Here is a 20367-nt window from a genome sequence, read left to right as displayed (position 1 = left end):
CGATGACAGAAAAGAAACGATATGCAAAGATAGAGCGTACAACGAATGAAACGCAAATTTTAGTAGCCATTGATTTAGATGGTGAGGGCAAGGCTGATATCCAAACAGGCGTAGGTTTTATGGACCATATGCTTGACTTATTTATTAAGCATGGACTATTTAATGGCACAATACATGCTAATGGCGATACTTATATTGATGATCACCATACAACAGAGGACCTTGGTATTGTATTAGGTCAGGCTGTTCGAGAAGCACTTGGTGATAAAAAAGGCATTAAACGCTATGGTAACGCCTTTGTACCGATGGATGACGCACTAGCTCAGGTAGTGGTCGATTGTTCGAATCGACCTCATTTAGAGTATCGTGTGCCAGCATTAAAAGAAAAAGTAGGAACATTTGATACAGAATTAGTGCATGAATTTTTATGGAAATTTGCCCTTGAGGCAAGGATGAATGTTCACGTAATTGTACCTTATGGCCAGAATACACATCACATTATTGAGGCAATTTTCAAAGCATTAGCACGTGCGATTGATGCCGCAGTGGAAATTGACCCGCGTGTTAAAGGCGTACCATCTACTAAGGGGCTGTTGACGTGAAAATAGGTGTTATTGATTATGGTATGGGCAATTTATTTAGTGTGGAGCAAGCATTAAAACGGCTTGGCTGTGAGGTTATTATAACTGCTGATGAGAAGGCGTTAGATACAGCTGACGCACTTTTATTACCTGGGGTGGGGGCATTCCCTGATGCCAGAAAGCGTTTAGCTGAAACAAACTTAGATCAATATTTACAGAAGGTACAAAGCGAAAACCGTCCTCTTTTAGGGATTTGTCTAGGCATGCAATTATTATTCGAGCAAAGTGATGAAGTAACCCCAACAAAGGGGTTAGGCTTTTTCAAGGGATGTATTAAACGCTTTAGTGGTAGCCAAGAGGGCCAAGCATACAGAGTACCACATATGGGGTGGAATGAACTGATTGTGGCAAAACGTCCTGCATGGTTACACAATGAAGTATCAGCGAAGCATGTCTATTTTGTTCACTCCTTTTATGCAACAGATATCGTAGAATCAGAGCTTGTTGCCTATGCTGATTACTATGGCATTAAAGTACCTGGTATTGTGACGAATGGTTCTGTGACTGGCATGCAATTTCACCCTGAAAAATCAGGGGAATTAGGTGTTTATTTATTAGAGCAATGGTTGAAAGGTGTGAAGGCATGCTAACAAAACGTATTATCCCATGTCTTGATGTGAAAGAAGGTCGTGTTGTAAAAGGTATACAATTTGTCTCTATCCGAGATGCAGGAGATCCTGTGGAGCTTGCGAAGTTCTATGATGAACAAGGAGCAGATGAGCTTGTATTTTTAGATATTTCTGCTTCACATGAAGGTCGAGAAACGATGGTAGATGTCGTTCGTCAAACAGCGGCTACGCTTGCCATACCCTTTACTGTTGGCGGAGGCATTCGTACGTTGGATGATATGAAGCGTATTTTACGAGCAGGTGCTGATAAAGTTTCGGTGAATACATCCGCGTTGGAAAGACCTGCACTTATTAAGGAAGGCTCTGATTACTTTGGCGCACAGTGCATTGTTGTAGCAATTGATGCTCGCTATAGTGAGAAAGATGGCACATGGATGGTTTATACACATGGTGGACGCAACAAAACATCTTGGTCAGCTATTGAATGGGCAAAAGAGGCTGTACGCTTAGGAGCTGGTGAGATTTTATTAACAAGTATGAATCAAGATGGAGAAAAATCAGGCTTTGATTTAGCCTTAACCAAAGCAGTACGTGAAGCTGTGACAGTTCCTGTGATTGCCAGTGGTGGAGCAGGACATGCCGAACATTTTTACGAAGTATTAGCACATGAGGTAGATGCAGATGCTGCACTAGCAGCCTCCATCTTCCATTATAAAGAAACGAGTGTAGCGCAAGTAAAGGAATACTTACGTGAAAAAGGAGTGGCGGTAAGATGATAGAGAACATTCAATTTGATGAGAGAGGTCTTGTTACAGCTGTAGTACAAGATGCCAATACAAAAGAGGTATTAACAGTAGCATATATGAATAAGGAGTCATTAGCTAAAACCATTGAATCAGGGGAAACTTGGTTTTATTCTCGTTCCCGTCAAGAGCTTTGGCATAAGGGAGCAACAAGTGGCCATACACAAAAAGTAGTGTCAATCAAAGCAGATTGTGATCAAGATGCGTTAATAGTGGAGGTTCTACCGACGGGGCCAGCATGTCATAATGGTACAATTTCTTGCTTCACTGAAGTCATTCAGCAAAATGAGAAGGTAGGCTCTATTGACATCATTTCTAAACTTGCTCGTGTCATCGAAAAGCGAGAGCAGGAAATGCCAGAAGGAGCGTACACTACATATTTATTTGATAAGGGTATTGATAAAATCTGTAAAAAGGTTGGGGAAGAAGCAACAGAGGTGGTTATTGGTGCCAAAAACCGAGATGCTGAGGAAGTAAAATGGGAGGCTGCTGATTTAATTTATCACCTACTAGTATTATTACAAGAACAAAAAGTAAGCATTTATGATGTTCTACATGTGTTGGAAAAACGTCACGAGGAGAAATAACAGCATATTATTGATTGTGTGGTATAATAGGAGATACTGTGTAAAGGAACGTAAAATACGTTCCTTATTTCTTGTTTCGGAGGAAATATATTGGAAAAGAAACGTCAAAATGAGACTCAATCGAATATAGTGTCGTTCATTCCAACAGGCGACTATTATTATAAGAAATCAATTCAAGCAATGAACAGTGGACAAATGAATAAAGCCTATAAATATTTACAGCGTGCGGTAGATTTAAGCCCCGACGATCCAATGATTATCTTGCAGTTAGCCATAGTAGAGTTAGAAGGTCAACGTTTTGAGGAAGCGTATGATCTACTTCGTCGTGCCTATCAAATTGATCCAGATAATCCAGAAATCATATTTTACATGGCAGAAGTATCAGGATGTGTGGGCATCATGCATGATGCAAAACGCTTTGCTGAAGAATATTTAAAGCTAGAACCTGAGGGTGCTTATGCGGATGAAGCGGCAGAAATATTAGAGTTTGTCGCTTTTGAGCAAGATGATTTTGAAGAGCTTGAAGGCTCTGGTGAGGATTTATATCGTCAGGAGCAAGCTCGTCGTTGTATGGAAAAGGGAGATTTTCCTGAAGCTATTACTATTTTAGAAGATTTAATTGAAGATCGACCAGCATTTTGGTCCGCCTATAATAATCTAGCACTCGCTTATTTTTATGTTGGAGAAGAAGAGCAAGCAAAGGCTCTCTTGCATACAGTGCTACGTGAAAATAAGGGCAATCTACATGCATTATGCAATTTAACGGTGATTGCGTATTATGAAAAAAATGAAGAGGATTTACAGGAACTGTTAAATGTTCTTGTCAAAATTCAACCCTATACTTGGGAGCATCGATATAAACTTGGTGCTACATTAGCCTTAATCGGCCAATATGAATTAGCCTATAAATGGCTGCGCAGTATGCAAAAGAGAGGCTATGTAGGAGATGCAGGATTTTACTTTTGGTTGTCGCATGCTGCCTATTTCTCAGGACATGAGGAGATTTCGAAAAGTGCTTGGGATCAGCTTCTAGAATTAGACCCAGACAAAGAGGGCTTTGAACCTTGGCGTCAACAAGAAAATGAATTTGGGCTTGATGCATTGGAGCATGATCGTGATTTTATTGTTGAAAAATTAGAGAGCACTTATACAAGTGAGCGCATTTTTGGCTTGTTTTTACTGAAAGGCACAGCGCATAAGCAAGAAATTATCGCCCATCCAAAATGGATTAATATTGAACAATTAGGCTCTTTTGAGAAATTATTTTTGGCTTATGCACTAGGACATGAATTTGATAAGAAAAACAAAGTAGAAGCAAGCTTTTTACGGTCAGTAGAGGTTTCAGAAATTTTATTAGAACAGTATGGAAAGCTATCATCATTAATTGTACCTATGTTTCAAATGTGGTTTGTGCTATGTGAACAAGCTTTAGTAGAAAATTATCGTTTTACAAATCCAACAGCAATTGCAGGAGCAAATGATTATTTATTCAGATCTTCACAAATGCTCAAAGTGACAAAAAAGGAAATTGCACAGCAATATGGAGTATCTGTATCTACTTTATCGAAGTATATTGACGAAATCTTAACGTTTTTGCCAAACAGTCATAATTAAAGTATGAGCAACATAGTTGAATAACTTTATACTTTCACATACGATGAACATACTAACGCTATCACCAATTTTTTCGTAGCGTCATTGATCTTCTTCTATAATGACGTTTTGTGTATTGGTTGAATGAAGATAAAAAGTATTCTGTTTAGGGGGAAGTATTTATGTCAGAAGAAAAAATTTATGATGTAGTAATTATTGGTGCAGGTCCTGCTGGGATGACTGCTGCCGTCTATACATCTCGTGCGAATTTGTCAACATTAATGATTGAACGTGGCATTCCGGGTGGACAAATGGCAAACACAGAAGAAGTGGAAAACTACCCAGGTTTTGAGACAATTTTAGGACCAGAGCTTTCTACAAAAATGTTTGAGCATGCTAAAAAATTTGGTGCTGAATACGCCTATGGTGATGTAACGGAAATCATCGATGGAGAAGAATATAAAACAATTAAATCAGGCGCAAAAGAATATAAAACACGTGCTATTATTATTACAACTGGTGCAGAATATAAAAAAATGGGTGTGCCAGGTGAAAAAGAACTTGGTGGCCGTGGTGTCAGCTACTGTGCAGTATGTGATGGTGCATTCTTTAAACAAAAAAATCTTGTTGTCGTAGGTGGCGGAGATTCAGCGGTTGAAGAGGGTGTTTATTTAACTCGCTTTGCAGATAAAGTGACAATTGTCCACCGTCGCGATAAATTACGTGCACAAAAAATTTTACAAGATCGTGCCTTCGCCAATGAAAAAATTGATTTCATTTGGAATGCAACTGTCAAAGAAATCAATGAAGCGAATGGTAAAGTTGGCAGTGTAACACTACAATCAACTGTTGATGGTACAGAATCTGAATTTGCTACAGATGGTGTATTCGTCTATATTGGTATGCTACCTTTAACTAAACCATTTGAATCATTAGGTATTTTAAATGACGCTGGCTATATTTTGACAAATGACACGATGGAAACAAAAATCCCAGGTATCTTTGCAGCTGGAGATGTTCGTGAAAAATCACTTCGTCAAATTGTAACAGCAACTGGTGACGGTAGTATTGCCGCGCAAGCTGTTCAACATTATGTAGAAGAGCTATTAGAGAAGATTAATGCCTAACATGGCTATTTTAAGGAAAAAAATACAATTTTAATGTGGTTTTAATATTGCTGTAACTTGAATGACATATAAAAGGTGTATGATTAAAAATGTAATTAGCAATCCCCCTTTTATTTTGTTTAGTAGGTTGTTTCCGCCTCCATTAGGTGGGAGCAGCCTACTTTTTTATGTGTAAAAAATCAAATAATAATATTACGAAACACGTAAATTTCGCCCAAGATGAGATGGTTATCTTTGAATAGAACTAAATTGTTAATAGTCTGCGTACAAGAGTTGTAAATGAGGACAAATCTTACAAGGTCTTGTTATAATGAAGAGTAGAATGCAAAAGTGATTAGAGGTGTGCCTATGCAAAGAATTGCAAATTTAATTGCCGTAAAAGACGGTAAAGTATTATTACTTCAGAAACCAAGACGAGGCTGGTATGTAGCTCCAGGAGGGAAAATGGAGAGCGGCGAGTCAATCTTTGAGGCTGCTATTCGTGAGTTTCAAGAAGAGACAAATGTCACACCTTTACATGTTCATTTAAAGGGTGTTTATACGATGATCATTAAAGAAAACAATGATGTAGTGGATGAATGGATGCTCTATACATTTGTTGCAAAGGATGTAGATGGAGTACCATTTGAAGAAACAAGAGAAGGCAAACTTGCATGGCACCCAGTAGAGGATTTAGCACATTTGCCAATGGCTGAAGGAGATCGAACTAATTTACAATTTGCTGTTTCGCAATCAGGCATTCAGTATGGCACGTTTGACTATACAACGGATTTTGAATTACTTCATCAAAAAATACAAATTTCAAAAGAACAATAAAGGAGTTGCATGACAGTGGTGGTTGAAGGCCAACAAAGTACACATGAATTGGTTATTATTACAGGAATGTCTGGGGCTGGGAAAACAGTAGCTATTCAAAGCTTTGAGGATTTAGGGTATTACTGTATTGATAATTTACCACCTGCGTTACTTACAACTTTTTTAACCTTACTAAGGGATTCTGGTAAAAACAGTACTCGAATTGCAGCAGTGATGGATATGCGCGGAGGCGACTTTTTTGATGCTCTAATTGGCGCATTAGACCATATACTAAAAGAAGGCGATATTGTTGCTCGTATTTTATTTTTAGATGCAGATGATGCCACATTAGTCAGACGTTATAAAGAAACAAGACGTGCACATCCATTAGCAGTGAATGGTTTACCTCTAGATGGGATTAAACAGGAACGAGAACTTTTATCTGTCGTAAAAGGTCGTGCCAATTTTGTTTATAACACATCTAACATGAAACCAAAGCAATTACGTGAAAAAATCGTCAAAGAATTTGCGAGTGAGGCAGATACTATTTTTACCGTTAATATTATGTCTTTTGGCTTTAAACATGGAATGCCGATTGATGCAGACTTAGTGTTTGATGTTCGTTTCCTTAAAAACCCGTACTATGTGGAGGAGCTACGTCCAAAAACGGGTCTTCAAACGGAGGTATCTTCTTATGTGTTAGCGTTGGAAGATACACAAATACTAATACAAAAACTAACGGATTTATTAGACTTTATGATTCCGCTCTATCGACAAGAAGGCAAATCACAGCTTGTTATTGCTTTTGGATGTACTGGGGGCCAGCATCGCTCCGTGACATTAGCAGAATTTTTTGGTGCATATTTTGCGGGCAAGGAAAATACGGTTATTACGCATCGTGATATTAATCGTAGAAAGGAATGAGTGAATGGGGAAAAAGCAAACAAAGCTTGTGGTAATTGGTGGTGGCACAGGGCTTTCCACGTTACTTCGCGGGCTGAAGCATCACCCATTTGATATAACTGCTATTGTAACAGTAGCAGATGATGGTGGATCTTCAGGTCGTTTACGTGATGATTATGATATCCCACCACCTGGTGATGTACGCAACGTGATTGCAGCATTATCAGATATTGAGCCCCTTGTAGAGCAAATGTTTCAATACCGTTTTTCGGCATCTGAAGATTTACGAGGTCACTCCTTAGGAAATTTAATGCTTACAGCCCTTACTGATATTACCGGAGATTTCAGTCATGCTATAAGTGAGATGGGAAAGGTTTTAAAAGTTCATGGTCGAGTAATTCCAGCTGCTAATAAAAAAATCACCCTACATGCTGTACTTGATGACGGCTCAATTATAGAGGGCGAATCAAAAATCCCGACAGCGACCAAACGCATTAATCGCGTTTTTTTAGTACCTGAAAATGTGCAACCGTTACCAGAAGCTATTCGTGCAATACTTCGTGCAGACTATATTTTAATAGGACCAGGAAGCCTATATACAAGTATTATTCCGAATTTGCTTGTGAAGGAAATAGGAGAAGCAGTTGTTAAGGCTAAAGGAAGAAAAATATATGTTTGTAATTTAATGACACAAAAGGGCGAAACTATTTCTTATTCAGCAGGCGATCATGTAACAGCCATACATAAGCATGTTGGCCATGATTTTATCGATTCCATTTTAGTAAATGATGAAGAACTACCGAACCCTGTAAAAGAATTGTATAAAGAAGAAAGAGCGGAACCAGTAACATTTGACGTAGCAAAGCTTGAAAGTATGGGATTAGAAGTTATTAAACGGGACATTGCTACAATTCGACCAGATGGAACGGTTCGCCATAATGCTACGAATGTTGCAGAATGGCTGGTAGATTATGCTGATATTTACCATCAAAAAGTAAGAGGACCAATAATAGAAACATAATGGCTTTATTGTATATGGTAAGATGAACATATACATAGAAATCATGATTGAAAGGGGGGCGTGATATGTCTTTTGCTTCTGAAACAAAAAAAGAATTGACACAAATAGAAGCGGACGATCATTGTATGAAAGCAGAAGTTTCTGCCCTAATTCGTATGAATGGTTCATTATCCTTTGCAAATAAACAACTAAGCTTAGACGTGCAAACCGAAAACGCTGCAATAGCCAGAAGACTATATACGATTATGAAAAAATTGTATCCTTACAATGTGGAATTACTTGTTCGAAAGAAAATGCGATTGAAAAAAAATAATGTGTATATATGTCGTGTAAGAGAAGGTGCGCGTGAGCTATTAATTGATTTAGAAATCATCTCAGACGACTTTCAATTTAACCATACTATCTCAAGAAAGCTCATTCAAAAGAGTGGCCAAAAAAGAGCTTATTTAAGAGGAGCCTTTTTAGCAGGAGGTTCTGTCAATAATCCAGAAACATCGGCTTATCATTTAGAGGTTTATTCTTTATATAAAGAGCATGGTGAAGCATTAATGGATTTGATGAATGAATTTGAACTCAATGCCAAAACAATCGAACGTAAAAAAGGCTTTGTGACGTACTTAAAGGAAGCGGAAAAAATTTCAGATTTCCTTAATATTGTTGGCGCACATCAGGCTATGATGAAATTTGAAGATGTTCGGATTTTGCGAGATATGCGTAATAGTGTCAACCGTATTGTGAACTGTGAAACTGCCAATTTAAATAAAACCATTGGTGCAGCATTACGGCAGGTAGAGAATATTCGATTTATTGAAAATTCAATTGGTCTTGATCAACTACCAGAGAAGCTTCGTGAAATAGCTCGTCTCCGTGTTGAATACCAAGATGTGACATTGAAAGAGCTTGGTGAAATGGTATCTAGTGGAACGGTTAGTAAATCTGGTGTTAACCATCGATTGAGAAAAATTGATGAGATTGCGGATGCATTAAGGCGTGGTGAAAAAATAGGTGGTTAAGTTATCATACTTTTCAGGTATGAATGTCATGCTAATCGCTTATTGTTCTTTTGCCTGTAAGTAAGGTAAGATAAAACTAATAGATGAACGGTAGTGAAGGGGAGTTTTGAGAATGATTGAGAGAAGAGTCCAGGTTAAATTAAAATTAGGACTACAAGCTAGACAAGCAGCACTATTTGTGCAGGAAGCAAATCGTTTTAGTGCTGATATCTTTCTAGAAAAAGACGAGAAAAAAGTAAATGCCAAATCCATTATGGGTGTCATGAGCTTAGCAGTTGCTAAAGGTACTGAAGTGACTTTAAGCAGTGAAGGTAACGATGCTGAGCAAGCGGTTACAGCGTTGGCAACAATTATTGAAAATGAAGATTAACATTCAAAAAATACAAAAGGCATCACAGAGCAATTCTGTGATGCCTTCTCTTTTTTATTTATTATCGCTACGATGCATAATGTGGTCAATTAAGCCATATTCTTTTGCACGTTCAGCAGTCATGAAGTTATCACGATCTGTGTCTCTTGCAATGACTTCAAGTGGTTGACCAGTGCGTTCAGATAAAATGCCATTTAATTTTTCACGTAAGAATAAAATACGTTTAGCAGCAATTTCTATTTCTGTCGCTTGCCCTTGCGCACCACCTAGTGGTTGGTGAATCATAACTTCAGCATTTGGTAAGGCAAAACGTTTACCAGGTTCTCCAGCTGCAAGTAGGAAAGCACCCATTGATGCAGCCATACCAATACAAATTGTTTGTACCTGTGGTTTAATAATTTGCATTGTGTCATAGATTGCCATACCAGCCGTAATGGATCCGCCAGGTGAATTAATGTAAAGAGAGATATCTTTATCTGGATCTTCTGCTTGTAGGAAAAGAAGCTGAGCGACAATGGAGTTGGCAACATTGTCATCAATGGCACTTCCTAAAAGGATAATACGGTCTTTAAGTAGACGTGAATAAATGTCATATGCACGCTCACCACGACTAGTTTGTTCAATAACTGTAGGAATTAAATTCATGTTAAATCCTCCTTAAAAAGCTAAATTCGAATACCTTTGCTGAAAATTTTCCTTTGTATTTCAGCTGTATCCTTATCATACACATTATAGTCAGGGAAGGTCAAATATTAACCCTGCTAAAGTGAAATTAAAAAAAATAAATTGTTTTTGCAATCTATGGTTGAATTATATAGGATAGGCTTGTATAATGATTAAGGTTATAAGGTTTAAAGTACAGAACACTATTTTGCAGGTATGCTTCAAAAATGAGGGTTATCTACATCATGCTTTTCGTAAGCCTAGAGTGAGTACTTTTTTTTTGTGTCTTTTGCCCTCGTGGTGTAATGGATAACACGTAAGATTCCGGTTCTTGCACTGGGGGTTCGATTCCCTCCGAGGGCGCCATTTTACTGATTAATTGATATACTGTTATAGCTCATCTCCTAATAAGTAGTTTAGCAGCCTGCTTACTGGAGATCGAGAGGAAGAATAGGGAATACTGTCCTAGTTGGCATTATTCCCCTATTTATTCCTTTCAAACCTTCAAAAAAGCAACAACTCCAAATTATTTTTTAGTGAACATACTGTACGTGAGACTAGCAATAGTCGAAAAAAAAGAATCCTATCTGAGGGGATTCTTTTTTTTGCCTAAATTTATCGAAATTTGGCATGGTTCTCATTGTATATATATTAGTTTTAGGTTTATTTTCTTGTTATTTATACATGTTTTTTCAAATTATATGAATTTCATATAAATTTATATGAAAAAATATTTAGTTTTATGCGAAAAGTTGTTGTCTAAATACTATAATGTTAATATAATTGACCTAATAGTCTAACATTTCCGAATTGCGAAAAATAATACGTAATTTGGAAAATTATCGAACTAGGGGGAAATATAATGAAAAAAACAGGTTGGATGTTACTGATGATTATTGCGGCATTAACATTAGCACTTGCAGGATGTGGTACAAAAGATGGGGCATCTTCAGGTAGCTCTTCTTCAGAAGATGGTGGAGATGGCAAAAAGGTCTATAAAGTAGGTACTGAGGCCACTTTTGCACCATTTGAATCTGTTGACGATTCAGGGAAAATTGTAGGGATTGATGTCGATATTCTACAAGCAATTGCAGATGAGATGGACTTTGAGGTTGAGTGGAATAATATTGGATGGGAGCCAGTGTTCCAAACAATTAAAAACGGTGAAACAGATATCGGTGCTTCAGGGATCACAATTACAGAAGAACGTAAAGAATCATTTGATTTTACAGAACCATACTATGAGTCTCAGTTATTAATTGTTGTGAAAGAAGATTCAAAAATTAAATCTCTTGATGAATTAAAAGATAAAAAAGTATCAGTACAAATCAATGCTACTGGTCATATGGCTGCGAAAAAGCTTCAAGGGGAAGCAAGTACAAATATTATGGCTTTTGAAAGTCAGCCAATCGCTATTCAAGAGATGCTAAATGGTAATGTTGATGCAGCTATCGGAGATAACGCAGTCGTTTATGAATATATTAAGGCTCATCCAGATCAAAAACTAAAAGTAATTGAAGATGACGCATTCGAAAAAGAATACTATGGCTTCATGGTTCAAAAAGGCAATAAAGAATTACTAGATAAATTAAACGAAGGTCTTAAAAAGATTAAAGAAAACGGTAAATTAAAAGAAATTACAGGTACTGATTTTTAGTAAGAAATGAATGACATGATGCTACTAACATAGTAACTGTGCTAACGGCTCATTTATTAATCGTAATTTAAAGGGGAATGGGGTTTTCGGATGGACATCTTTGACTTACGCTGGGACATTGTCTGGAACTACCGAGATATGTTTATACGAGGTATTGGCGTAACACTTATTTTGACACTTAGTGGTTATTTTGGCGGTATTCTATTAGGGCTATTTTTAGGCCTTGGAAAATTATCGAGTAAAAAATGGATCTATTGGCCATCTAAACTATATATCGATTTATTCCGTGGAACACCGATGCTTGTACAAATCTTGTTAATTCACTTAGCAGTTATTCCAACAATTTTTGGTCATTCTTTAGGCTATATGGTATCAGGGATTACAGCGCTTATTTTAAACTGTGCTGCTTATAATGCAGAAATTTTCCGTGCAGGGATTCAAAGTATTGCAAAAGGACAAATGGAGGCTGCTCGCTCTCTTGGATTAACGCATAACCAAGCGATGCGTAAGGTCATTTTACCTCAAGCATTTAGACGTATGATTCCACCATTAGGAAATGAATTTATCGCATTATTAAAAGATTCTTCACTCGTAACAGTAATTGCAGCACCAGATATTTTATACGCTAGTAAGGTCGTAGCTGGTGCAAGCTTCCGCTTCTGGGAACCGTATATCGTTGCAGCATTATTATATTTAGTTTTAACATATGGTGTAACGAAAATTGTGGCATTTATCGAGAAACGATTTAGCAATAGCTATGTCCCTCGTAAAGCTAAGGTAGAAGGGCGGGAAGCTAGATGATAAAAATTGAAAACCTACACAAATACTTTGGCAAGCTTGAAGTATTAAAAGGAATCGATTATGAAATTCAAGAAAAACAAGTTGTCTGTGTTATTGGGCCGTCTGGTTCAGGAAAAAGTACATTTCTCCGTTGCATCAATATGTTAGAAGAAGTAACGGATGGTGCTATTTATATTGAAAATGTAAAAATTAACGATCCTAAAACGAATATCAATGAAATTCGCGCTGAAGTAGGTATGGTGTTCCAACAATTTAACTTATTCCCGCATATGACTGTTATTGATAATGTTACAATGGCACCTATGCAAATTCGTAAAATGAGTCGTACAGACGCAGAGGCTCTAGGACATGAACTATTAAAAAAGGTTGGCCTCGATAGCAAGGCATATAATTATCCTGAGCAGCTATCAGGTGGTCAGCAACAGCGTGTGGCAATTGCTCGTGCCTTAGCAATGAAGCCAAAAGCTATTTTATTTGACGAACCAACTTCAGCACTTGACCCTGAAATGGTAAAAGAGGTGCTAGATGTTATGAAAAATCTAGCAGCTGAAGGGATGACAATGGTTGTTGTGACACATGAAATGGGCTTTGCCCGTGAAGTAGGCGATCGAGTGGTCTTCATGGATGGGGGCTATATTGTAGAAGAAGGTTCTCCAGAGGAACTATTCGGCAATCCACAAAGCGACCGTACGAAGGCGTTTTTAGGAAAAGTATTATAAAACTGAAAAAGCGAACGACATGCTTGTTCGCTTTTTTGTACTAAAAAAGTAGTCCATGGTGTGAGTATTCACCATGGACTGTTTTTATTTAATGAAGGGGATTAGATGTTGTGTCGTATGCATTCAGCATCGCTTGCATATCCTGTTGAGAGTACTGAGGCACCTGATAATAGCCGTGTTTATTTTGATAAATGGATAATTCGTATCCCATTTCGATGCAGTTAGGAATACTATCCGCAACAACGCGACGAACTACAGGGTTTGTTGTCTCCAACGCAGCAGTTGTCATGCATTTTGCTGCTCCTTTTTGAGCGCCAAGTAAAAATCCAGAAATAGCTTCATCATTGATTTCATTTGCGTTTTGCATTGGCTTTTTTGGTTGACCAGGATTTAGGCCATATTTGAAGTCATTTCCTGTTTCCATTTGGTAGCGTCCTGTTGGAACAGATGGATCGTGTCCTGTTTTGAAGGATTCTACGATCGTATTGTACATACCAAGAGTGAAATTATATTGGCGATCCAAAATATTGAGTAATTCAGGATCTTTTACATGGGGACGCAAAATAATCGCTTGGTTCATACCTGCAATAATTTCGCCAATTGTTTCATGCATGTCCATCATTTCATGTCCACCATGATTTAGGCTATGTTGTTGATTGAAATTTGTTTGGTTTGATGATTCATTGTAAAACGATTGTGACAAAAAAAACGCCTCCTCAATAATTTTTTGTTGCAGTATTTAGTATGTCGTGTCAATTCAATTTCATACGGTATAAATGTAAAGGTAAAAATGTAGACTAAAGATAGAAGGAAATGCAAGTCAAGGAGGCTTAAAATTGAAAAAGTTACTTGGACCAATTGGAATAATTGTCATCATTCTTGTTGTAATCGCCTTATTATTTATACCTAAATATAATAGCCTGGTGACAGCCGAGGAAAATGTTGATTCTAAATGGGCACAAGTTGAAAATCAGCTCCAACGTCGCTATGATTTGATTCCCAATCTAGTGGAATCTGTGAAAGGCTATGCGAGTCATGAGCAAGAGGTGATAGCGAATATTACGCAGGCACGTGCACAAATGGGAAGTGCAAGAACACCAGAGGAGCAAGCTGTTGCCAATGATGCTTTAACTGGTGCTCTTAGTCGTTTACTAGTAGTGGTAGAAAATTATCCAAACTTAAAGTCAGATGCAAACTTCCGCCAGTTAATGGATGAGCTAGCAGGTACCGAAAATCGTCTAGCTGTAGCACGTGAGGATTACAATAATGAGGTGCAACAATTCAATAAACATGTTAAACGTTTCCCGGGGAATTTAATGGCAGGAATGTTTGGCTTCGAACAAAAAGAATACTTTAAAGCCGCAGCAGGAGCTGACAAAGCACCATCTATCGACTTTAGCCAATCGGGTACCCATTAATGAAACGTTGCATTGTACAGATGATCATCGTTTGTTCGGTGCTTCTTTTTTTCTCAAATCTAGCGAAAGCAACGATGCCGTCACCTATGAAAAATACGTATATACATGACTTTGCTAATGTCATTTCGGCGAATGTCAAAGAAGAGATAAATCATTATTCCGAGCAATTGGATCAAGGCACAGGGGCTGAAATCATGGTTGTCACAATTGATAGTCTTCATGGACAAGAACCGAAAATGTATGCGACAAAATTGATTCGTTCATGGGGCATAGGAGATAAGGAAAAAAATAACGGTGTCTTGATTTTAGCTACCTTTGGTCAAGGGGAAGGAAATAACGACGTTGTAATTGCAGTGGGCCAGGGATTAGAAGGAGCATTACCAGATGGTAAATTAGGACGCATTTTAGATAATGCATTTTATCCCTCGGCAAGTACGGGTAATTTAGATCAAGCTTTTCAAGCAACCTATTCTGAAGTTTTTCGCGCTGTTGCCCAAGAGTATAATTGGAACGGTGATATGCCAGCGCAAACAAACGAAGAGGAAGACATGCCCACTTGGTTAATTATCCTAATCATTATCATTGTCCTTATTTTTTATACGTTCTTTTCGAAAGGTGGCGGAGGTCCTCGTGCTGGAGGCTATGGCGGTTATCCTGGTAGTTTTGGTGGAGGACGTTCGAGTAGAGGCGGCTTTGGTGGATTTGGTGGTGGATCTTCTGCTGGTGGCGGAGCAAGCAGGAAATTTTAATAGAGGTAGTGGCGAACTAATCTGTTTAGTTCGCTTTCATTATGGCTTAAATAATAGCCTCTCAATTATTGACAATAATGCTAGAATTGGTATAATTTAAATATATCGACAATCGATATAACGTAAACTGATATAGGGAGGAATCATTTTGAAAAAAAGATTTTTATCTGCATCGTTAGCAATTATTCTATCAACCTCTGTAGTTATTCCTGCAACAATGCAAGATGTCCGTGCTGCAAATGAAACTAATAGCACAGTAACAGCACAAGAAGAACGTGTGTCAGCGCAGGAATTTTTGAATTTAGCTGTAACAACTTTAACATTCCAGCACGGATCAGATTCAATGCGTCAACAAATTATTGATAAATGGGTAAAGGCTGGAGAATTCACAGATTTAAGTTTGACAATTAAACGTGATGAAGCGGCTCGTATTTTAGTTAGAGCGTTAAATAAAGAAGAAAAAGAAGCTTCACTTGCTGACTATTTAGAGAAAGCCAATAAGATTGGTCTATTTAATGGCTTATCATTAAATACAGAAGCAATGTCCAAACAAGATGCAGTAAAAATATTAAACAATGCAAAACAAATAAAAAATGGTTCCAATCATGAAGGTGTAAAGGAAATTTCAGTTGAAGACTTTATGAAAAATCCTGGTAATTTCGGTTATGAACTTTCACCAGATGGCAATTACATTACTTACTCCTCTGCTTGGGAGAATAGAGCGAATGTTTTCGTGAAAAAGATGAATGATGATAGTGAGCCTGTTCGTGTTTCGAATTCAAAAGATCGGGATGTCGCAGGATTTTTCTGGAAGGATAATAATTTACTATATTTAAAGGATAAAGGTGGAGATGAGAACTTCCATATTTATTCTACAACATTTAATGGCTCTGAGGAAAAAGATCTAACGCCATATCCAAATGTCACAGTTGGGGTATTAAGTGGCCTACAGGGTGTTAAAGATGAAATACTTATCATGATGAATAAGGAAGATGCAACAGTTTTTGATGTCTACAAGCTGAATGTAAAGACTGGTGAAACAACGCACGTTGCAAAAAATCCAGGTAATATTACGAGCTGGCTAGCGGATCGCAATGGCAATGTGCGAATTGCTGTAGCTTCAGATGGTGTGGAAGGCACGATTCTTTATCGAGATTCTGAAAAGGATGAATTCAAGCCATTTATTGAAATGAAAGCTGGAGATGAAGTAATGCCACTAGCTTTCTCAAAAGACAATCAATACATTTATGCTACATCAAACAAAGGTAGAGACAAAGTAGAAGTTGTGAAATACGACTTAAAAGGTAATGAAGAAGTAATTATGTCGAATGATCAAGTAGATGTTTCTGGTGTCTTATATAGTGCCGAACACGATAAATTGCTATATGGTGCGTATATAACAGATAAACCACATTACCAATTCTTTGACGAGAACTTTGAAAAGCTTTTCCGTAAAATCCAAAGCAAGCTGAATGTGCATGAAAGTGAGCTTGGTATCAATGATTATAATAAAGAAATGACAAAATTTATTGTGAGCGTTTCAAGTGATACTGTCTATGGAAAATATTATTACTACGATTCTACAACAGATGAATTAACTGAATTGGCGACTTTAAGCCCTTGGTTAAATCCGAATGAACTTGCAGAAATGCATCCAATTTCATATAAGAGCCGAGATGGTTTAACGATTAATGGCTATTTAACTTTACCGAAAAATAAAGAAGTGAAAGATCTCCCTCTTATTGTCAATCCACATGGTGGACCATGGGCACGTGATATGTGGGGCTTCAATCCAGAAGTACAATTATTAGCTAATCGTGGCTATGCAGTGCTTCAGGTGAATTTCCGTTCGTCAACTGGATATGGTAAAGAGTTCCTTCAGGCTGGTAATAAGCAATGGGGTCTGAAGATTCAAGATGATATTACTGATGGTGTACAATGGGCAATTGACCAGGGCATTGCAGACCCTGATCGCATTGGTATTTATGGAGCATCATTTGGTGGTTATGCAACATTAGCGGGTATTACGTATACACCTGATCTATATGCTGCTGCAGTTGATTATGTAGGGGTATCTAACATATTTACATTATTAAATACCATCCCTCCTTACTGGGAAACTATGCGTAACATGTTTTATGAGCGTGTAGGCCATCCAGAGAAAGACAAAGAATTGTTAACTGCTGTTTCACCTGTTTTCCATGCAGATAAAATCAAAACACCTTTATTTGTCGCTCAAGGAGCAAATGACCCACGTGTGAACAAAGCAGAATCCGATCAAATTGTGGAAGCCTTACGCGCTAGAGGTGTGGAGGTAGAGTACATGCTAAAAGATAATGAAGGACATGGCTTCGCAAATGAAGAAAATAGAATTGAATTCTATAATGCCATGGTAAAATTCTTCGATAGTCATTTAAAATAACTTAAAACAAAAGGCATTGATGTGTAGCTTGCTCACAATCAATGCCTTTTTTAATTACAATAGGTGAATGGAATTTGGATAGCGCATTTTACGTTTAAATGATGACATGCAAAGTGCTAGCTCCTCAATACCAGTATAAATTAATTGTTCATCTACCTGAGAAATACTTAAACGAATAAGATTATCCTTTTTAAATTCTGGTAGAAACATTCTAGCAACGTCATCCATCAATATATTTTTTTCCTTTAATAAATGAACCACCTGCCTAGCACTTACATTATCAGGAAGAACAATAGAAAGATAAAAGCCTGATACTGGTTTCGTATAGTTAGTAGAGGTGGGAAGTAATGATTCGCAAGCCTCCTGTAAAACGCTCATTTTTCTTATATAAAGCTCTTTAATCTTTTTAATATGGCTATGAAACATACCGCTTTTTAAATAAATGTCTAAGGCACCCTGCGAGAGAACAGAGCTATTGAAATCAGCACTAAATTTATAACGTAGAAAATGATTTGTCATTATAGTGGGAAGGACGACTGTCGCTACTCTTAAACCTGGAAGAAATACTTTTGAAAAGCTTTTAATATAAATAACTCTACCAGAGGGATTAAAAGAAAATAACGGATCCGCTTTTGTGTTAGGATCTAAATCTCCTAAAAAATCATCCTCCACAATATAAACATCATATTTGTCTGCTAATTCCACAATCTTTCTTTTTTCGTCATTTGTATAGCTATGACCAAGAGGATTATGGAATCTCGGGACAGTATAGAAAAACTTAATGTCATTATTGCGAAAAATATAGTCAAGACGATCTAAATCAATGCCCTCCATTGTTAAATCAATCCCAAAAGTTGTAGCTTGTTGTAGATGGACAGATTCTATAAAACCAAAATAGGTAGGCTGTTCAATTAATATATTATTTTTACCATTCGGAAATGGCATCGCCGCTAGTAAATGTAATGCTTGCTGTGAACCCGAGACAATAAATAATCGATCAGGTTCAGTAAAGACCTGTAAATCCTGCAGATACTTAGCCAATTGTACACGTAGCGAGTAAAGCCCTTGCTGATCACTATAACTAAATAATTCTTCTTTATATGTGTCAATAGCTTGATTGATGCAATGCTGAAATTCAATATAGGGCATAATGCTTTTGTCTGGACCAGCAGATAAAAAATCAATAACTTGTTGGTGTGTACTCGGTTGCTCTATGTTATTCACAACATAGTAGCCACTTTTAGGTTTGGAAAAAATAAGATGCTCCTTTTCTAACTCATTATAAGCTCTTATCACTGTATTTTTACTGCAGGAAAATTTCTCAGACAGTTGTCGTACGGAAGGTAGTTTACTGCCTGCAATGAGCACACCATTAGCAAGCTGCTCTTTAATGTTCTCTACAACCTCTACATATTTTGCAATCATCGTCCTTCCTCCTTTATCTGTACCAGGACAGTTGGCAGAAAATTCTGTTCATTTTAGAGATAGCACCGATTACTATGGATTATACCAGGGACAGATGGAGAGGAAAATGAAAGGATGAGCACATGCAGGATAAAAGAAAAGAAAAAATAGGTTTGCTGTTAGGATTTGTGGGGGTAATTTGCTTTAGTCTAACGTTACCCGCAACAAGTACAGCTGTACCATACTTTGGAGCGACAATTGTAGGATTGGGGAGAGCTTTCATCGCGGCGTTCATCGTAGCCATCGTTTTACTTGTAAGAAAAGAAAGACTACCGAATGCTAGACAATTTAAAAGCTTGATAATAGTATCCTTTGGGGCAGTATTAGGATTTCCTTTACTTACATCTTGGGCAATGACAAGGCTGCCAGTTACACATGGCGCAATCGAATTAGCACTTTTACCTTTAGCGACTGCGGGCTTTGCTTTATTCAGAGCAGGTGAACGTCCCTCATTTAAGTTTTGGTTATCGAGTGTTATTGGGGCTATAGCAGTTATTATTTATGCTAGCTTTTTAGGCTTAGGACAATTACATAAGGCAGATCTAGCATTATTAGCAGCAGTTGTAATATTAGGTCTTAGCTATGCAGAAGGAGGACAGTTAGCGAAGGAATTAGGGAGCTGGCAGGTTATTGCTTGGGCTATTTTGCTGGCGGCTCCCTTTTTTATTGTCCCTGTCATTTCCCAATTTTCCTTGGAAATGCTACATGCCCCTCTTACAGCGTGGGTTAGCCTGTTATATTTAGCTGTTGTCAGTCAGTTTTTAGCATATGTTGCTTGGTATGGGGGAATGGCTTTAGGAGGTATTGCAAGAGTTAGTCAGATTCAATATTTACAGCCATTTTTAATGATTCTTTTTGCTACGCTATTTTTAAATGAATCCATCTCTTGGTTTACGATCGTCGTGGCAATGATTGTTGTGATTTCCGTCATTGTTGGCAAAAATACAGCCATTACAAAGAAGGATACTAAGAAAGCTCAAATAAACATCATCAAAGAATAGTAGCCATTTCTTCATTGCTACATCGTTTATAATAAAGGAGGAGGTGCTATC

The 20367-nt window shown here is 37.6% G+C and carries 21 protein-coding genes and 1 tRNA gene; 19 read left to right on the top strand and 3 right to left on the bottom strand.

Annotated features, from left to right (window positions below; all coding sequences use genetic code 11):
- Positions 1-2 precede the first annotated feature (2 nt).
- The 11 genes from hisB to CD31_RS15320 all read left to right on the top strand — a co-directional run bounded on the left by hisB (position 3) and on the right by CD31_RS15320 (position 9422).
- The gene (gene hisB, locus CD31_RS15370; RefSeq protein WP_036078827.1) at positions 3-602 is read left to right on the top strand and encodes an imidazoleglycerol-phosphate dehydratase HisB; all 600 of its coding nucleotides are present in this window, start codon (positions 3-5) and stop codon (positions 600-602) included.
- A complete protein-coding gene (gene hisH / locus CD31_RS15365) occupies positions 599-1231 on the top strand; it encodes an imidazole glycerol phosphate synthase subunit HisH (RefSeq protein WP_036078824.1) in 633 nt (210 codons plus the stop codon). The genes hisB and hisH overlap by 4 nt, the downstream gene beginning before the upstream one ends.
- Positions 1225-1986 carry an imidazole glycerol phosphate synthase subunit HisF gene (gene hisF / locus CD31_RS15360; RefSeq protein ID WP_036078821.1) on the top strand — a complete coding sequence of 254 codons (762 nt, stop codon included), beginning with the start codon at positions 1225-1227 and terminating at the stop codon, positions 1984-1986. Before hisH ends, hisF begins: the two co-directional genes overlap by 7 nt.
- Complete coding sequence (gene hisIE, locus CD31_RS15355; protein ID WP_016993559.1) at positions 1983-2600, top strand: bifunctional phosphoribosyl-AMP cyclohydrolase/phosphoribosyl-ATP diphosphatase HisIE; 618 nt, start codon at positions 1983-1985, stop codon at positions 2598-2600. Before hisF ends, hisIE begins: the two co-directional genes overlap by 4 nt.
- 90 nt (positions 2601-2690) lie before the next feature.
- A complete protein-coding gene (locus CD31_RS15350) occupies positions 2691-4214 on the top strand; it encodes a tetratricopeptide repeat protein (RefSeq protein WP_036078818.1) in 1524 nt (507 codons plus the stop codon).
- 161 nt (positions 4215-4375) lie between these two features.
- Positions 4376-5320, top strand: a complete 945-nt coding sequence (gene trxB, locus CD31_RS15345; protein ID WP_036078816.1) for a thioredoxin-disulfide reductase — start codon at positions 4376-4378, stop codon at positions 5318-5320.
- Positions 5321-5668: 348 nt separating this feature from the next.
- Positions 5669-6136: an NUDIX hydrolase gene (locus tag CD31_RS15340; RefSeq protein WP_016993558.1), complete on the top strand. Its 468-nt coding sequence runs from the start codon at positions 5669-5671 to the stop codon at positions 6134-6136.
- A 9-nt stretch (positions 6137-6145) separates the two neighbouring features.
- Positions 6146-7039 carry an RNase adapter RapZ gene (rapZ, locus tag CD31_RS15335; RefSeq protein WP_026023440.1) on the top strand — a complete coding sequence of 298 codons (894 nt, stop codon included), beginning with the start codon at positions 6146-6148 and terminating at the stop codon, positions 7037-7039.
- A 4-nt stretch (positions 7040-7043) separates the two neighbouring features.
- The gene (locus CD31_RS15330; RefSeq protein WP_036078813.1) at positions 7044-8039 is read left to right on the top strand and encodes a gluconeogenesis factor YvcK family protein; all 996 of its coding nucleotides are present in this window, start codon (positions 7044-7046) and stop codon (positions 8037-8039) included.
- Between the two features lie 65 nt (positions 8040-8104).
- Positions 8105-9052 (top strand): DNA-binding protein WhiA, encoded by a 948-nt coding sequence (gene whiA, locus CD31_RS15325; RefSeq protein WP_036078812.1) that lies wholly within the window; start codon positions 8105-8107, stop codon positions 9050-9052.
- A 112-nt stretch (positions 9053-9164) separates the two neighbouring features.
- The gene (locus tag CD31_RS15320) at positions 9165-9422 is read left to right on the top strand and encodes an HPr family phosphocarrier protein (protein ID WP_004228023.1); all 258 of its coding nucleotides are present in this window, start codon (positions 9165-9167) and stop codon (positions 9420-9422) included.
- Positions 9423-9476: 54 nt separating this feature from the next.
- Here the strand turns inward: CD31_RS15320 and clpP are convergent, their stop codons facing one another.
- Positions 9477-10067, bottom strand: coding sequence for an ATP-dependent Clp endopeptidase proteolytic subunit ClpP (gene clpP / locus CD31_RS15315; protein WP_004228025.1), 591 nt, complete (start codon positions 10065-10067; stop codon positions 9477-9479).
- Positions 10068-10376: 309 nt separating this feature from the next.
- Between clpP and CD31_RS15310 the strand changes: the two genes are divergently transcribed.
- From CD31_RS15310 to CD31_RS15295, 4 genes are all read left to right on the top strand, one after another.
- Positions 10377-10451 (top strand) — tRNA-Arg (locus CD31_RS15310).
- Between the two features lie 496 nt (positions 10452-10947).
- Positions 10948-11742 carry a basic amino acid ABC transporter substrate-binding protein gene (locus CD31_RS15305; protein WP_016993913.1) on the top strand — a complete coding sequence of 265 codons (795 nt, stop codon included), beginning with the start codon at positions 10948-10950 and terminating at the stop codon, positions 11740-11742.
- A gap of 90 nt (positions 11743-11832) precedes the next feature.
- Positions 11833-12543, top strand: coding sequence for an amino acid ABC transporter permease (locus tag CD31_RS15300; protein WP_004228035.1), 711 nt, complete (start codon positions 11833-11835; stop codon positions 12541-12543).
- Positions 12540-13262, top strand: coding sequence for an amino acid ABC transporter ATP-binding protein (locus tag CD31_RS15295; protein ID WP_016993912.1), 723 nt, complete (start codon positions 12540-12542; stop codon positions 13260-13262). The genes CD31_RS15300 and CD31_RS15295 overlap by 4 nt, the downstream gene beginning before the upstream one ends.
- 88 nt (positions 13263-13350) lie before the next feature.
- On the opposite strand, the gene CD31_RS15290 is transcribed toward CD31_RS15295, so the two are convergent.
- On the bottom strand, positions 13351-13965 hold the full coding sequence (locus CD31_RS15290) for a spore coat protein (RefSeq protein WP_036078811.1): 615 nt from the start codon (positions 13963-13965) through the stop codon (positions 13351-13353).
- Between the two features lie 133 nt (positions 13966-14098).
- Here CD31_RS15290 and CD31_RS15285 point away from each other — a divergent pair, with 133 nt between their 5' ends.
- The 3 genes from CD31_RS15285 to CD31_RS15275 all read left to right on the top strand — a co-directional run bounded on the left by CD31_RS15285 (position 14099) and on the right by CD31_RS15275 (position 17851).
- Positions 14099-14680 (top strand): LemA family protein, encoded by a 582-nt coding sequence (locus tag CD31_RS15285; protein WP_036078810.1) that lies wholly within the window; start codon positions 14099-14101, stop codon positions 14678-14680.
- Positions 14680-15429 (top strand): TPM domain-containing protein, encoded by a 750-nt coding sequence (locus tag CD31_RS15280; RefSeq protein ID WP_052125390.1) that lies wholly within the window; start codon positions 14680-14682, stop codon positions 15427-15429. The genes CD31_RS15285 and CD31_RS15280 overlap by 1 nt, the downstream gene beginning before the upstream one ends.
- A 148-nt stretch (positions 15430-15577) precedes the next feature.
- Positions 15578-17851, top strand: coding sequence for a S9 family peptidase (locus tag CD31_RS15275; protein ID WP_036078808.1), 2274 nt, complete (start codon positions 15578-15580; stop codon positions 17849-17851).
- A gap of 54 nt (positions 17852-17905) precedes the next feature.
- Here the strand turns inward: CD31_RS15275 and CD31_RS15270 are convergent, their stop codons facing one another.
- Positions 17906-19276 carry an aminotransferase-like domain-containing protein gene (locus tag CD31_RS15270; RefSeq protein ID WP_036078805.1) on the bottom strand — a complete coding sequence of 457 codons (1371 nt, stop codon included), beginning with the start codon at positions 19274-19276 and terminating at the stop codon, positions 17906-17908.
- A gap of 122 nt (positions 19277-19398) precedes the next feature.
- On the opposite strand from CD31_RS15270, the gene CD31_RS15265 reads away from it, so the two are divergent.
- Positions 19399-20316, top strand: a complete 918-nt coding sequence (locus CD31_RS15265) for a DMT family transporter (protein ID WP_036078803.1) — start codon at positions 19399-19401, stop codon at positions 20314-20316.
- Positions 20317-20367 lie beyond the last annotated feature (51 nt).

Origin of the sequence: Lysinibacillus boronitolerans JCM 21713 = 10a = NBRC 103108 (assembly GCF_000772935.1) — a bacterium.
Lineage (GTDB): Bacteria > Bacillota > Bacilli > Bacillales_A > Planococcaceae > Lysinibacillus > Lysinibacillus boronitolerans.
The sequence above is the reverse complement of the archived record's forward strand: the minus strand, read 5'-3'. Positions and strand labels throughout refer to the sequence as shown.

What these genes read in the sequence shown, in the direction of transcription:
- rapZ (WP_026023440.1), top strand. Translation starts at nt 6,146, where the DNA reads ATGACAGTGGTGGTTGAAGGCCAACAAAGTACACATGAATTGGTTATT.
- clpP (WP_004228025.1), bottom strand. Translation starts at nt 10,067, where the DNA reads ATGAATTTAATTCCTACAGTTATTGAACAAACTAGTCGTGGTGAGCGT.
- CD31_RS15330 (WP_036078813.1), top strand. Translation starts at nt 7,044, where the DNA reads ATGGGGAAAAAGCAAACAAAGCTTGTGGTAATTGGTGGTGGCACAGGG.
- hisIE (WP_016993559.1), top strand. Translation starts at nt 1,983, where the DNA reads ATGATAGAGAACATTCAATTTGATGAGAGAGGTCTTGTTACAGCTGTA.
- hisB (WP_036078827.1), top strand. Translation starts at nt 3, where the DNA reads ATGACAGAAAAGAAACGATATGCAAAGATAGAGCGTACAACGAATGAA.
- CD31_RS15295 (WP_016993912.1), top strand. Translation starts at nt 12,540, where the DNA reads ATGATAAAAATTGAAAACCTACACAAATACTTTGGCAAGCTTGAAGTA.
- hisF (WP_036078821.1), top strand. Translation starts at nt 1,225, where the DNA reads ATGCTAACAAAACGTATTATCCCATGTCTTGATGTGAAAGAAGGTCGT.
- CD31_RS15280 (WP_052125390.1), top strand. Translation starts at nt 14,680, where the DNA reads ATGAAACGTTGCATTGTACAGATGATCATCGTTTGTTCGGTGCTTCTT.
- CD31_RS15265 (WP_036078803.1), top strand. Translation starts at nt 19,399, where the DNA reads ATGCAGGATAAAAGAAAAGAAAAAATAGGTTTGCTGTTAGGATTTGTG.
- CD31_RS15305 (WP_016993913.1), top strand. Translation starts at nt 10,948, where the DNA reads ATGAAAAAAACAGGTTGGATGTTACTGATGATTATTGCGGCATTAACA.
- whiA (WP_036078812.1), top strand. Translation starts at nt 8,105, where the DNA reads ATGTCTTTTGCTTCTGAAACAAAAAAAGAATTGACACAAATAGAAGCG.
- trxB (WP_036078816.1), top strand. Translation starts at nt 4,376, where the DNA reads ATGTCAGAAGAAAAAATTTATGATGTAGTAATTATTGGTGCAGGTCCT.
- CD31_RS15320 (WP_004228023.1), top strand. Translation starts at nt 9,165, where the DNA reads ATGATTGAGAGAAGAGTCCAGGTTAAATTAAAATTAGGACTACAAGCT.
- CD31_RS15300 (WP_004228035.1), top strand. Translation starts at nt 11,833, where the DNA reads ATGGACATCTTTGACTTACGCTGGGACATTGTCTGGAACTACCGAGAT.
- CD31_RS15270 (WP_036078805.1), bottom strand. Translation starts at nt 19,276, where the DNA reads ATGATTGCAAAATATGTAGAGGTTGTAGAGAACATTAAAGAGCAGCTT.
- CD31_RS15340 (WP_016993558.1), top strand. Translation starts at nt 5,669, where the DNA reads ATGCAAAGAATTGCAAATTTAATTGCCGTAAAAGACGGTAAAGTATTA.